The sequence below is a fragment of the Kluyvera ascorbata ATCC 33433 genome (assembly GCF_000735365.1).
Classification (GTDB): domain Bacteria; phylum Pseudomonadota; class Gammaproteobacteria; order Enterobacterales; family Enterobacteriaceae; genus Kluyvera; species Kluyvera ascorbata.
In genome coordinates this window covers 1-13,214 of the sequence record NZ_JMPL01000009.1, presented here as the reverse complement: position 1 = coordinate 13,214, position 13,214 = coordinate 1, and the positions used below count along the sequence as shown (strand labels likewise).

The 13,214-nt window shown below is 54.2% G+C and carries 11 protein-coding genes; 6 read left to right on the top strand and 5 right to left on the bottom strand.

Annotated features, from left to right (window positions below; all coding sequences use genetic code 11):
• The first annotated feature begins 190 nt into the window (after positions 1 to 190).
• From galE to gpmA, 5 genes are all read left to right on the top strand, one after another.
• Positions 191 to 1,207 (top strand): UDP-glucose 4-epimerase GalE, encoded by a 1,017-nt coding sequence (gene galE / locus GKAS_RS04225; RefSeq protein ID WP_035892206.1) that lies wholly within the window; start codon positions 191 to 193, stop codon positions 1,205 to 1,207.
• A gap of 10 nt (positions 1,208 to 1,217) precedes the next feature.
• Positions 1,218 to 2,264: a galactose-1-phosphate uridylyltransferase gene (galT, locus tag GKAS_RS04220; protein WP_035892205.1), complete on the top strand. Its 1,047-nt coding sequence runs from the start codon at positions 1,218 to 1,220 to the stop codon at positions 2,262 to 2,264.
• A gap of 2 nt (positions 2,265 to 2,266) precedes the next feature.
• On the top strand, positions 2,267 to 3,415 hold the full coding sequence (gene galK / locus GKAS_RS04215) for a galactokinase (protein WP_035892203.1): 1,149 nt from the start codon (positions 2,267 to 2,269) through the stop codon (positions 3,413 to 3,415).
• A complete protein-coding gene (gene galM / locus GKAS_RS04210) occupies positions 3,409 to 4,449 on the top strand; it encodes a galactose-1-epimerase (RefSeq protein WP_035892202.1) in 1,041 nt (346 codons plus the stop codon). The genes galK and galM overlap by 7 nt, the downstream gene beginning before the upstream one ends.
• Positions 4,450 to 4,723: 274 nt before the next feature.
• Positions 4,724 to 5,476 carry a 2,3-diphosphoglycerate-dependent phosphoglycerate mutase gene (gpmA, locus tag GKAS_RS04205; RefSeq protein WP_035892201.1) on the top strand — a complete coding sequence of 251 codons (753 nt, stop codon included), beginning with the start codon at positions 4,724 to 4,726 and terminating at the stop codon, positions 5,474 to 5,476.
• A 40-nt stretch (positions 5,477 to 5,516) separates the two neighbouring features.
• Here the strand turns inward: gpmA and GKAS_RS04200 are convergent, their stop codons facing one another.
• The 3 genes from GKAS_RS04200 to aroG all read right to left on the bottom strand — a co-directional run bounded on the left by GKAS_RS04200 (position 5,517) and on the right by aroG (position 9,910).
• Positions 5,517 to 6,503, bottom strand: a complete 987-nt coding sequence (locus GKAS_RS04200) for an ABC transporter substrate-binding protein (RefSeq protein ID WP_035892200.1) — start codon at positions 6,501 to 6,503, stop codon at positions 5,517 to 5,519.
• An 11-nt stretch (positions 6,504 to 6,514) separates the two neighbouring features.
• On the bottom strand, positions 6,515 to 8,683 hold the full coding sequence (locus GKAS_RS04195; protein ID WP_035892199.1) for a TonB-dependent receptor: 2,169 nt from the start codon (positions 8,681 to 8,683) through the stop codon (positions 6,515 to 6,517).
• Between the two features lie 174 nt (positions 8,684 to 8,857).
• Positions 8,858 to 9,910, bottom strand: coding sequence for a 3-deoxy-7-phosphoheptulonate synthase AroG (gene aroG, locus GKAS_RS04190; RefSeq protein ID WP_035892198.1), 1,053 nt, complete (start codon positions 9,908 to 9,910; stop codon positions 8,858 to 8,860).
• A 333-nt stretch (positions 9,911 to 10,243) separates the two neighbouring features.
• Between aroG and zitB the strand changes: the two genes are divergently transcribed.
• The gene (zitB, locus tag GKAS_RS04185) at positions 10,244 to 11,188 is read left to right on the top strand and encodes a CDF family zinc transporter ZitB (RefSeq protein WP_035892197.1); all 945 of its coding nucleotides are present in this window, start codon (positions 10,244 to 10,246) and stop codon (positions 11,186 to 11,188) included.
• On the opposite strand, the gene pnuC is transcribed toward zitB, so the two are convergent.
• Both pnuC and nadA read right to left on the bottom strand, forming a co-directional pair.
• The gene (gene pnuC, locus GKAS_RS04180; RefSeq protein ID WP_035892195.1) at positions 11,185 to 11,904 is read right to left on the bottom strand and encodes a nicotinamide riboside transporter PnuC; all 720 of its coding nucleotides are present in this window, start codon (positions 11,902 to 11,904) and stop codon (positions 11,185 to 11,187) included. The genes zitB and pnuC overlap by 4 nt on opposite strands.
• A 23-nt stretch (positions 11,905 to 11,927) precedes the next feature.
• Entirely contained in the window at positions 11,928 to 12,971 is a 1,044-nt protein-coding gene (gene nadA, locus GKAS_RS04175) for a quinolinate synthase NadA (RefSeq protein WP_035892194.1), read from the bottom strand.
• Positions 12,972 to 13,214: the final 243 nt, after the last annotated feature.

The following is a 13,214-nucleotide window of genomic DNA, read 5'->3' as shown; positions in this document are numbered from 1 at the left end:
TTATCACCTCACCTTTTTCAGACTTTTTTCACCCCACCCAGCTAACCCCTTTGATTTATAATGCAATCTGCTGAGATTGTTGCACTGATTCAAGTAGTGTAAGCGATTCCACTAATTTAGCCCATGTCACACTTTTGGCTTCTCTGTTATGCTAAGGTTATTCCATGCCATAAGCTTAACGGAGCTAAAAATGAAAGTATTGGTTACAGGTGGTAGCGGTTACATAGGAAGCCACACATGTGTGCAACTGCTGCAACAAGGCCACGATGTTGTCATCCTCGATAACCTGTGCAACAGCAAGCACAGCGTCGTTCCGGTTATCGCCCGCCTGGGCGGCAAGCAGCCGAGCTTCGTCGAAGGTGATATTCGTAACGAAGCGCTGATGGTTGAGATCCTCAAGGATCACGCCATTGAGGCGGTGATTCACTTCGCGGGCCTGAAAGCCGTCGGTGAATCCGTGCAAAAGCCGCTGGAGTACTATGACAACAACGTCAACGGTACCCTGCGTCTGGTTGCCGCCATGCGTACCGCCAACGTCAAAAACTTCATCTTCAGCTCCTCCGCAACCGTCTATGGCGATCAGCCAAAAATTCCTTACGTTGAAAGCTTCCCGACCGGCACGCCGCAAAGCCCGTACGGTAAGAGCAAACTGATGGTTGAACAGATCCTGACCGACCTGCAAAAAGCGCAGCCGGACTGGAGCATTGCGCTGCTGCGCTATTTCAACCCGGTGGGCGCTCATCAGTCTGGCGATATGGGCGAAGACCCGCAGGGCATCCCGAACAACCTGATGCCGTACATCGCACAGGTCGCCGTGGGCCGTCGCGAATCGCTGGCCATTTTCGGTAACGACTACCCAACGCCCGACGGTACCGGCGTGCGTGACTACATTCACGTCATGGATCTCGCCGACGGCCACGTCGCCGCGATGGAAAAACTGGCGAACAAAGCTGGCGTACATATTTACAACCTGGGCGCAGGCGTTGGCAGCAGCGTGCTGGATGTGGTTAACGCGTTCAGCAAGGCCTGTGGCAAACCGATTAATTACCATTTTGCTCCACGTCGCGATGGCGATCTCCCCGCTTACTGGGCCGATGCAACCAAAGCTGACCAGGAGTTGAACTGGCGCGTAACCCGTAACCTTGACGAAATGGCGCAGGACACCTGGAACTGGCAGTCCCGTCATCCTCAGGGATATCCAGACTAAGGATTTTGTCATGACGCAATTTAACCCCGTCGACCATCCACACCGCCGTTTTAATCCGTTAACCGGCCAGTGGATCCTTGTATCACCGCATCGTGCAAAGCGCCCCTGGCAAGGAGCGCAAGAGACACCAGCAAAACAAACGCTGCCCGCGCACGATCCGGATTGTTTTTTATGCCCAGGTAATACCCGGGTGACGGGTGATAAAAACCCCGACTACACCAGCACATACGTTTTTACCAATGACTTTGCTGCGCTGATGACCGACACGCCGGACGCGCCGGAAAGCAACGATCCGCTGATGCGCTGCCAGAGCGCACGCGGCACCAGCAGGGTGATTTGCTTCTCGCCAGACCACAGCAAAACGCTGCCGGAGCTGAGCGTCGATGCGCTGAAAGCCGTGGTGAAAACCTGGCAGGAGCAGACCGCAGAGCTTGGCCAGCAGTACCCGTGGGTACAGGTATTCGAAAACAAAGGCGCGGCGATGGGCTGCTCCAACCCGCACCCGCACGGACAGGTCTGGGCTAACAGCTTCCTGCCAAACGAGATTGAGCGTGAAGACCGCCTGATGCGCGAGTACTACGCCGAGCAAAAATCGCCAATGCTGGTTGACTACGTTAACCGCGAGCTGGCCGATGGTAGCCGCACGGTCGTAGAAACCGAGCACTGGCTGGCGGTGGTGCCGTACTGGGCGGCGTGGCCGTTCGAAACGTTGCTGCTGCCAAAAGCGCACGTGCTGCGTATTACCGATTTAACCGAAGCACAGCGTGACGATTTAGCGCTGGCGCTGAAAAAACTGACCAGCCGTTATGACAACCTGTTCCAGTGCTCCTTCCCCTACTCTATGGGCTGGCACGGCGCACCGTTTAACGGAGAAGAGAACGCACACTGGCAGCTGCATGCCCATTTCTATCCGCCGCTGCTGCGCTCCGCTACCGTGCGCAAATTTATGGTTGGCTATGAAATGCTGGCAGAAACCCAGCGTGACCTGACGGCAGAACAAGCGGCTGAACGCCTGCGTGCGGTCAGCGACATCCACTTTCGCGAGTCCGGAGAATAACAATGAGTCTGAAAGATAAAACCCAAACCCTGTTCGCTGAGAAATTCGGCTACCCTGCTACCCACATTATTCAGGCTCCGGGCCGCGTTAACCTGATTGGTGAACACACCGACTACAACGACGGCTTTGTTCTGCCGTGCGCCATTGATTACCAGACGGTAATCAGCTGCTCGCCGCGTGATGACCGCCTGGTACGCGTGATTGCCGCCGACTACGACAACCAGAGCGACGAGTTCTCTCTCGATGCCCCGATCGTTAGCCACGATACCCAGCAGTGGTCAAACTACGTACGCGGCGTGGTGAAGCATCTGCAAAAACGCAATAACGCATTTGGCGGCGCAGACCTCGTTATCAGCGGCAACGTGCCGCAGGGCGCGGGCCTGAGCTCATCGGCGTCTCTGGAAGTAGCGGTCGGCACCGTTTTCCAGCAGCTGTATCATCTGCCGCTCGACGGCGCGCAGATTGCGCTGAACGGCCAGGAAGCAGAAAACCAGTTTGTCGGCTGTAACTGCGGCATTATGGACCAGCTTATCTCGGCACTCGGCAAAAAAGACCACGCGCTGTTGATCGACTGCCGTTCGCTTGGCACCAAAGCGGTATCCATGCCGAAAGGCGTCGCGGTCGTCATCATCAACAGTAACTTCAAACGCACTCTGGTCGGCAGCGAGTACAACACGCGTCGCGAGCAGTGTGAAACCGGCGCACGCTTCTTCCAGCGCCCAGCGCTGCGCGACGTGACCATCAACGAATTCAACGCCGTTGCCCATGAGCTTGACCCGATTGTGGCTAAGCGCGTGCGTCACGTGCTGACTGAAAACGCGCGTACCGTTGAAGCGGCCGCTGCGCTGGAAAAAGGCGACCTGCTGCGTATGGGCCAATTGATGGCTGAGTCCCACGCTTCCATGCGTGATGATTTCGAAATCACCGTGCCGCAGATTGATACGCTGGTTGAGATCGTGAAAGCAACCATCGGCGACCAGGGCGGCGTACGCATGACCGGCGGCGGATTCGGCGGCTGCATCGTGGCGCTGATCCCTGAAACGCTGGTGCCTGCGGTGAAACAGGCCGTGGCCGAACAGTACGAAGCCAAAACAGGAATTAAAGAGACGTTCTACGTCTGCAAACCGTCACAAGGAGCAGGACAGTGCTAAGAGAAACGCCAGCGCTGGCCGCAGATGGCCAGCCGTACCGAGTGATTACGTTACGCAACGCCAATGGCGTGGTGGTGACGTTAATGGATTGGGGCGCCACGCTTTTGTCTGCGCGCATTCCGATGAAAGACGGCAGCGTGCGCGAAGCGCTGCTGGGCTGTGCGTCGCCGGAACAGTATACCGAGCAGGCGGCGTTCCTCGGCGCGTCTATTGGCCGCTATGCTAACCGTATCGCCAACAGCCGCTATACGCTGGACGGGAAGACGGTCGAGCTTGCGCCAAGCCAGGGTCAGCATCAGCTGCACGGCGGTCCTGAAGGCTTTGACAAGCGCCGCTGGGCGATTGCCTCTCAGAACCCAACGGAGGCCGTTTTCATCCTCACCTCACCTGACGGCGACCAGGGCTATCCGGGCGAGCTTCAGGCAAAGGCGACCTATCGCCTCACCGAGGATAATCGTATTTCGATTGAATACCGCGCAAGCGTCGATAAAGCCTGTCCGGTGAACCTGACAAACCACGTCTATTTCAACCTCGACGGCAATCAGACCGATGTGCGTAATCACAAGCTGCAGCTGCTGGCGGATGCTTATCTGCCGGTTGATGAGAGTGGGATCCCGCACGATGGGCTGAAAGATGTTGCGAACACCAGCTTCGATTTCCGTGAACCGAAAACCGTGGCGCAGGATTTCCTAAGCGACGATGACCAGAAGAAAGTGAAAGGCTACGATCATGCTTTCCTGCTTCAGGCAAAAGGCGATGCCAGTAAAGTGGTCGCCAACGTTTGGTCTGAAGATGAAAAGCTACAGATGGCGGTTTATACCTCCGCACCGGCAATTCAGTTCTATTCCGGTAACTATCTGGACGGCACGTTATCCCGTAGCCCGCAGCCTTACGCCGCCTGGCAAGGTCTGGCGCTAGAAAGCGAGTTCCTGCCGGATAGCCCGAACCATCCAGAGTGGCCGCAGCCGGACTGCGTGCTGCGCCCAGGCGATGAGTATGTCAGCCTGACGGAATATCAGTTTACCGCGTTGTAATATTACGTTTTGCCGGGTGGCGCTTCGCTTATCCGGCCTACGCGTAGCCCGGCCGAGCGAAGCGACGCTGGGTATTTCCCCACTCTCTCGACGAAGTTTTAGGCACATCGCTGAAAATTGCGCCACGCAAAGACAAAATCATAACGCCTGATTCACATGCACCTTACACTGGAGCACTATTTTCGCTATGGTTATGCATAAGCGTTGCCGTCGAGCCTATCGCGGCAATATAATGAGAATTGTTATCATTCAATAAAGCTTGAGGAGTGAGAGTATGGCTGTAACTAAGCTGGTACTGGTTCGTCACGGTGAAAGTCAGTGGAACAACGAAAACCGCTTTACCGGTTGGTACGACGTTGATCTGTCTGAGAAAGGCGTTAGCGAAGCAAAAGCGGCAGGTAAACTGCTGAAGGCTGAAGGCTTCAGCTTTGATTTTGCTTATACCTCCGTGCTGAAACGTGCCATCCACACTCTGTGGAACGTGCTGGATGAACTGGATCAGGCCTGGCTGCCGGTTGAGAAATCCTGGAAGCTGAACGAGCGTCACTACGGTGCGCTGCAGGGTCTGAACAAAGCTGAAACCGCTGAAAAATACGGTGACGAGCAGGTTAAACAGTGGCGCCGTGGCTTCGCGGTAACCCCACCAGAGCTGACCAAAGATGACGAGCGCTACCCGGGCCACGACCCGCGTTACGCGAAGCTGACCGATAAAGAGCTGCCAACCACCGAAAGCCTGGCGCTGACCATCGAACGCGTCGTCCCTTACTGGAACGAAACCATTCTGCCACGCCTGAAAAGCGGTGAGCGCGTGATCATCGCCGCTCACGGTAACTCCCTGCGTGCACTGGTGAAATACCTGGACAACATGGGCGAAGACGAAATCCTCGAACTGAACATCCCAACCGGCGTACCGCTGGTGTATGAGTTCGACGAGAACTTCAAGCCAATCAAACATTACTATCTGGGTAACGCTGACGAAATCGCTGCGAAAGCAGCTGCCGTAGCGAACCAGGGTAAAGCGAAGTAATACACCAATGCCGGATAGTTTTCGCTATCCGGCATTTCCTCTATTTTGACGGATTGAGTATCTCGTCAATCTGCGCGTCGCTAAGCGAGAGTGCAAAAAACGTCTGATAAAAGCGTCGCGTTTCCTGGCGCATATCCACGTCGGTAAATCGCTGAGGATAAAGCGTTTTTGCCAACCACAGGAACTGTAACGCCTCTTCGCTCGTCTCCCGACACCACCAGAACATCCCTTTAGGGTTCACGTACACCCGATGGTGAATCACCGCATCAACCTGAGCCCACTGTGGCGACGTCATCATTTCATCGGCATCGCGTTTATTCATGGCAACGATAACCGCCGGATTAGCCGCCAGAATCTGTTCCAGTGAGACTTCACCGGCACGATTAGGTTTAGCCGCAAACCAGTTTTCAGCCACGTTACGGGCACCGGCAAGGTCCATCCAGTCCTGATTTAACGACGGTTTACCGGTGGTGGTCAGCGCGTTGCCCATACTGTGATACACCGCGCGTCGCTCATTATCCGGCAGGTCTTTCAGTCGTGAGGCCACCAGCGCAACGTTATGGTCAAAATAGTGCTGATAGCGCGCGGCTTTTTCCTGGGCATCTGGCCCCAGCACATCTGCCGTTTTCTGTACCCTCTCGGTGAGCGCCGCCATCGAATTCGCCTCAAAGGCCAATATGCGAACCCCCGCGCCTTCCAGTAGGGATTGGCGAGGAATACTCATTGATTTCGGCACGAACAGGAGCTGAGTGCGAAGCGAAAGAATGCGTTCAGGATTCAGTTCATGCCCATTGTTGACGCTCACCACCGGTACATCGTCAATCCGCGGTAGGCTTTGGCGAAAGAGCGGGATCCGTTTGGCAACCTGGGAGGTCCCGACAATATTATCGCCGTAGCCCAACATGGCGATGATGGTGTTTTGCGCTGGCCACGGCGAGACAATGCGAACATCACTTTGCGGCGTGGCAGCAAACAGGCTCCCCGCCACCAGCCAGGCTAGCGCGGGGATAAGATGACTTATCGTCATGCCATTTTCCTTTAGAAGTCCAGCGTTACGGATGCGCGAACTTCACGGCCGCTACCGATAAAGGCGCTTGGGGAACCGTTATCGCCATCGGTACCTGATGGGAAAATAGACGCCCAATAATGCTTATCAAACACGTTATTGACCACTACGCGGAAGGTGGTCGGTACGTTGCTGATTTTAGTGGTATATCGAGTGCCTAAATCCCAGGTTGTATAGCTGCTGGCCCAGGCGGTATTGGTATCGTTGGCGGCGCGCTTACCGGTATAGTGCACGTTCGCGCTGTACACCCATTCAGGCATCGATGGCAGGCTGTACTCTGCCAGCAGGTTAGCCTGCACTTTAGGCACCCCAACAACCTGTTTATCACTGGTCGCGCTGCTAACGGTATCTTTCAGTTTTGGATTAAGGAAGGTCACACCGCTGTAGATATTCAGCCCCTGCCAAACGTTGCCGGAAGCCGTCAGCTCAAGCCCGTTATTGACCTGATTACCTTGCTCTTTATAGACATTTTCCGTCGGGTCAACATAAGCAAACGGGCGTTCAAGACGGAACAGCGCCGCACCCAGGTTCATCCCGGAGACATCGGCCTTCAGACCCATTTCGTACTGCTTGCTACGGTAAGGATCGAGCGTCTGACCAGCGTTTTTCACCCCGCTATCCGTCGGCGCAGTGCCGCCCTGTTCCAGCGATTCAGCATAGCTGATGTAGCTCATCACGTTCGGCGTGATTTTGTACATAATCGCGGCGTTAGGGCTCAGGCCATTCTCATCAACCTGACTGGTTTTGCTACCGCTTTTATTGTAGTTCTGCGCCTGAATCCAGCTCTGGCTAAGGTAGAACATCGCAGACCACTTCGGCGTAAAGGTGACCGTATCGCCCAGAGTGATGCTCTGCTGCGTGTTTACGCTGGATTTATAGCGATCGCCGCTGGTACGAATTTTCCCATCACCCAGCTCTTCCATTGAGGAAGGGTTATACATGTTGGTGGTTCCCCAACTGTATGACGACCCGGTGCCTTTTGCGCTGTACAGTGACCATACGTAGCCCGTCGTCGAGAGCGCAACATCATGCCCGATAGAACCGGTATCCACATGCCCGTTCAGCGCTACCGTATTACTCAGCACGCGAAAACGTCCGGCGGCCGTAGAGTCTTTCATCGAGCGGCTAATATCGCCGTTGTTGTTGATGATTTTGTTCGACACGCTGCGCATGGCGCGATCCGCCTGCTGCCAGCCCACTCCGGCGTTCACAGACCAGTCATCATTGAAATAGTGAATGAGTCGAGTACTGATGGTATCGGTCGTCAGATCGTTACCGGCGGTATGCAACGCCAGGTTCTTATCTTTTGGATTCGGCGCGGAAGGCAGTTTAATGCCGGGACCATAGCTGAAGCTTCCTGGATAACCTTTCTGGATAAATTCATAGTGGCTGGCATCGAGCTGTAGCTGCGTGCCAGGCTGAATATTCCAGTCGAAGGCAACGGAAAGCAGCTTACGGCGCAGCGTACTGTCATCCAGGTTCCCCTCACCTTCCTGATTCAGCACGTTGACGCGATAGCCGAAACGATGCTCATCATCAATGTGTCCACCCAGGTCAACGTGGCCGGTGAACGCGCTGCGGCTTTGATAACCTAAGGTCACTTTTCGCAGCGTTTCTTCCGTTGGGCGTTTCGCCACAAAATTAAACTGACCCGCAGGGCTCGCCGGACCATAAAGCGCACCTGTCAGGCTGTTAAGCACATCCAATCGCTCCAGCATTTCCACCGGGAATGCCGTCGTAGAGACAATGTTCAGCCCATCCAGGCGACTGTTCGCCACCACGCTGCCTTGCATGCCGCGGCTCTGCGGACGTCCAACGTCCATGCCGCCGCGCGCCTGCATTTGCGTACTGGGTGAGTATTTGAGAAGTTCGCTGACGCTTTGCGCCTGCTGGTTTTCGATCATCTCTTTGGTGACGGTGGTGCTGGAATAAGGCGTATCAACCCAGGATTTGGTGCCGAGCGGGCCCACATCGATATCGTTAGTTTTAAATCCCGCGCCGGAAGCCGCGTGCGTAGTATCGGCTTCGGGCTGGCTGGTCACCACCATGGTGTCTTCGGTAGAAGATTTAGCATGCGCGCTTTGCGGCGCCAGAGTGATAAGTAGCGGCAACAGCGTTGCCAATTGGGTAGGTTTATTCATTTGTATTATCAATCGTTATGTAAATATTTATATTACGATCGATATGTATGTGTAAATTTGATCTCAATCATTTCAAAACTTTTAAGGGCTTGAGATAACCCTTTATGATTACGAGGTTTTTATATAAAAAAACCGGCATGGTTAGCCGGTTTTAAGACGAAATGAGGTAAGGAATTAGCTGCGTCGAGCCTTGACTGCATTCGCCAGTTGGCGCAGTACAACGTCGGTATCTTCCCAGTTAATGCACGCATCGGTGATGCTTTTGCCATACACCAGCGGCTCGCCGCTATCTGGGTTCTGATTGCCTTCTACCAGATGGCTTTCAATCATCACGCCCATAATCGCTTTCTCGCCGTTGGCAATCTGTTTGCAAACGTCAGCGCCCACTTCCATCTGCTTTTTGAACTGCTTGCTGGAGTTAGCGTGGCTGAAATCAATCATGATTTGTGCCGGGAGGCCTGCTTTCGCCAGACCCTCTTTCACCGCCGCCACATGGGAAGCGCTATAGTTTGGCTCTTTACCACCGCGCAGGATGATATGGCAATCGCCGTTACCGCTGGTGTTTACAATCGCAGAGTGACCCCATTTGGTAACCGACAGGAAACAGTGCGGCGCACCGGCAGCATTGATGGCATCAATGGCTACTTTAATCGTGCCATCAGTACCGTTTTTGAAACCGACCGGGCAAGAGAGGCCGGAAGCCAGCTCACGGTGAACCTGAGATTCCGTGGTACGCGCGCCAATCGCGCCCCAGCTCATCAGGTCAGCCAGGTACTGCGGGGTGATCATATCCAGGAACTCGCCCGCTGCTGGCAGACCAGTGTCGTTAATATCAAGCAGCAGCTTACGCGCGATACGCAGGCCATCGTTAATCTGGAAGCTGTTATCCATATGCGGATCGTTAATCAGCCCTTTCCAGCCAACGGTGGTACGCGGCTTTTCAAAGTAGACGCGCATAACGATTTCCAGCTCACCCTGCAGCTCTTCGCGAATTTTCAGCAGGCGCTGCGCGTACTCTTTGGCAGCAACCGGATCGTGAATAGAGCAAGGACCAATCACTACCAGCAGACGATCGTCTTCACCTTTCAGGATCTGATGGATCGCTTTGCGGGCATGAGACACCGTATTGGCGGCATTCTCGGTGGCTGGGAATTTTTCAAGGAGCGCTACAGGAGGTAATAACTCGTTGATCTCTTTAATGCGTAAATCGTCGTTCTGATAATTCATGACTGTTCCAGTGTTGCCATACTTATACAATTGGGTGCAATCCCTTCAATCTATATCGTCAGCCAAAAAGTGTAAACTGGCTTTTACACTTTAGCCGGATAATGACTAAAAAAACCCTACAAACTAGAATTTAATAGCAATTAATTAGAGTTTAAGCAGTAATGACAAACATAATTATCTGCAAATTAATTTAAAAACAATATATTTCAATATCACTTATCGCATTAGACGCTATTTTTACCCGTGGGATTACGTTGCTTATTTCTGTGCGGAAAAAGCAAAGATCTGCAATGATGTCAGATAGTCACACTCAAATAGGGAAGGATGAGCGTCATGGCGCATAGGCATGATTCACACTCGCACACCACGCAGAATGATGGCAACGCCCGTCGATTATTGCTGGCTTTTGGGGTCACCGCTGGTTTTATGGTCGTCGAGGCGATTGGCGGGGTTGTCTCCGGATCGCTGGCGCTGCTCGCCGATGCCGGGCATATGCTGACTGATTCAGCCGCGTTATTGTTTGCGCTGCTGGCTGTTCGCTTTGCCAACCGGCCACCGAGCGGGCGTCATACCTTTGGCTGGCTGCGCCTGACCACTCTCGCCGCCTTCGTCAACGCCATCGCCCTGCTGTTTATCATCATCCTGATTGTCTGGGAGGCCGTGCAGCGCTTCTATCATCCGCAGCCGGTCGCTGGCGTCACCATGATGACCATTGCTGTCGCTGGCCTGCTGGCAAATATTCTGGCCTTCTGGATTTTGCATCGCGGCAGTGAAGAGAAAAACCTGAACGTGCGCGCTGCGGCGCTGCACGTCATGGGCGACTTGCTCGGTTCTGTCGGCGCGATTATCGCGGCAGTAGTGATTATGACTACCGGCTGGACGCCTATCGACCCGATCCTGTCGGTACTGGTCTCCTGCCTGGTGCTGCGCAGCGCCTGGTCATTGCTGAAAGAGAGTATGAATGAACTGCTGGAAGGTGCACCGCAGTCGGTTGACGTTGCCGCGTTAAAGCGCAATATGCGCCGTTCGCTTCCGGAAGTACGCGATGTTCACCACGTGCACGTCTGGCTAGTCGGCGAAAAACCCTTGATGACGCTGCACGTTCAGGTCGTGCCACCGCACGATCACGATGCGCTGCTGGACCGTATTCATCATTTCCTTGAAGAACACTATCAGATAGACCATGCGACGGTGCAGATGGAATACCAGCCCTGTAACGGCCCGGAATGCCACCTTAACGAGGCGCATTCCGAACACGGGCATCATCACCACCACTAATGGGACAGCGCGCGAGAACCCCGTTCACGTGCGCTATTCATCCACATCCGGCTACCGTTCAGGGCAATGAAGGTCAGGATCAGATATTCCAGCGCCATCGCATAAACGCCCTGCAGGGCAAAAATCGCCACGCTGATGACGTTGATGATGACCCAAAGCAGCCAGTTCTCGACATATTTGCGTGTCATCAACACCATCGCCGCAATCGACAGTACCATCATGCAGGAGTCCCAGAACGGGAACGCATCCGGCTGTAGCGTCGGCATCACCACGTTCACGCCCATTGCCTGCATCACGTTGACCGCAACACGCGTAAGCACGGCGAAAACGGGGTCGATGTAGAGCGTCATCAACGCAATCGCCACTACACATGCCGCCAGCCAGCTCAGCGCCTTTGGCAACGGCAGCCAGCGAATCTGAAGCTCAGCCTCATTCTGACTGGTTTGCCGCGACCACGCGTACCAGCCGTACAGATTGGCGGCAAAGAAAAACAGCTGAAGCAGCAAGCTAGCGTAAAGCTGAATCTGGAAAAAGATAATCGCAAACAGCGTTACGTTTATCAGACCAAACAGGTAGTTCACGATCTTTTCAAGGCTTGCCAGCCAGATGCAGAGCAGACCGGCGACCGTCCCAACTGCTTCTATCCACGAGAGGTCGTACCCTCCCGCACCCAGCGGTATATGAACCAGAATATTTTGCGTACTAAAGAAATCCATTTTAACTCCAGCGCGTTAGAGGTTTATCCTCGTAGTGTAGCCGCAAAATCCAGCATTCGGTTCAGCGGAACGAGTGCGCCCTGGCGCAGCTGTTCATCAACGTGAATTTCATGGGCAGCCCCGCCGTTCTCCAGACTTTCAGCAATCGCCTTCAGGCCGTTCATTGCCATCCACGGGCAGTGCGCGCAGGTACGACAGGTAGCCCCTTCACCGGCGGTCGGCGCTTCGAACAGCTCTTTATCCGGCACGGCCTGCTGCATTTTGTAGAAAATACCGCGATCGGTTGCCACGATAAGTTGCTGATGCGGTAGCGTTTTGGCGGCATTAATCAGCTGACTGGTTGAACCGACGGCATCGGCCATATCTACAATCGCCTGTGGAGATTCCGGGTGCACCAGCACCGCTGCCTGCGGGTACAGTGATTTCATTCGGCTTAAGGCCTGGGTTTTAAATTCGTCGTGGACGATACATGCTCCCTGCCAGCAAAGTACATCGGCACCGGTCTGTTTTTGCACATAGCGACCAAGGTGGCGGTCCGGTGCCCAGATGATTTTCTCTCCCAGGCTATCGAGGTGTTCAATCAGCTCGACAGCGATGCTGGAGGTGACCACCCAGTCGGCGCGTGCTTTTACCGCTGCCGAGGTGTTGGCATAGACCACCACGGTACGGTCTGGATGGGCATCGCAAAAGGCATTAAACTCCTCAATCGGACAACCGAGATCCAAAGAGCATTCGGCATTCAGCGTTGGCATCAGAACCGTTTTTTCAGGGCTGAGGATTTTTGCCGTTTCACCCATAAAACGAACGCCAGCGACCAGAAGGGTTGAGGCAGAATGCTTCGCTCCGAAACGTGCCATCTCCAGGGAATCAGAAATACAGCCCCCGGTCTCCTCCGCAAGCTGCTGGATTTCAGGATCGGTGTAATAATGCGCCACCATGACGGCATCACGTTCCTTGAGCAACCGCTTGATTTTCTCGCGGTAAAATTGCTTCTCATCGAAACTCAACGGGACAGGTTTCGGCGGGAACGGGTAAATTGCGGCTTCTGGATCAAACATCACGCTCATCATGCTTCTCGTTTTACTGGCTTAACGAAATAAACGGTTATTCGGCGAAGATTCGCCGTTACCACGGCAATATGTTTTATATGCTAAACAAGATAGCCGATTCTATGAAAAAAGTCGTGGTGAATTTTGCGCCCTTCCCGGAGTCGGTGCGTAGCACCTCGTCCGGGCTACAGGCAAGTACAAACGTAGCCCGGCCAAGCGCCAGCGACGCCGGGAATACGCTAAAGATGGGGATCAAATCGT

Coding starts and splice junctions, on each gene's coding strand:
- aroG (WP_035892198.1), bottom strand. CDS start 9,910: ATGAATTATCAGAACGACGATTTACGCATTAAAGAGATCAACGAGTTA.
- GKAS_RS04200 (WP_035892200.1), bottom strand. CDS start 6,503: ATGACGATAAGTCATCTTATCCCCGCGCTAGCCTGGCTGGTGGCGGGG.
- GKAS_RS04195 (WP_035892199.1), bottom strand. CDS start 8,683: ATGAATAAACCTACCCAATTGGCAACGCTGTTGCCGCTACTTATCACT.
- galK (WP_035892203.1), top strand. CDS start 2,267: ATGAGTCTGAAAGATAAAACCCAAACCCTGTTCGCTGAGAAATTCGGC.
- pnuC (WP_035892195.1), bottom strand. CDS start 11,904: ATGGATTTCTTTAGTACGCAAAATATTCTGGTTCATATACCGCTGGGT.
- galE (WP_035892206.1), top strand. CDS start 191: ATGAAAGTATTGGTTACAGGTGGTAGCGGTTACATAGGAAGCCACACA.
- gpmA (WP_035892201.1), top strand. CDS start 4,724: ATGGCTGTAACTAAGCTGGTACTGGTTCGTCACGGTGAAAGTCAGTGG.
- zitB (WP_035892197.1), top strand. CDS start 10,244: ATGGCGCATAGGCATGATTCACACTCGCACACCACGCAGAATGATGGC.
- galT (WP_035892205.1), top strand. CDS start 1,218: ATGACGCAATTTAACCCCGTCGACCATCCACACCGCCGTTTTAATCCG.
- nadA (WP_035892194.1), bottom strand. CDS start 12,971: ATGAGCGTGATGTTTGATCCAGAAGCCGCAATTTACCCGTTCCCGCCG.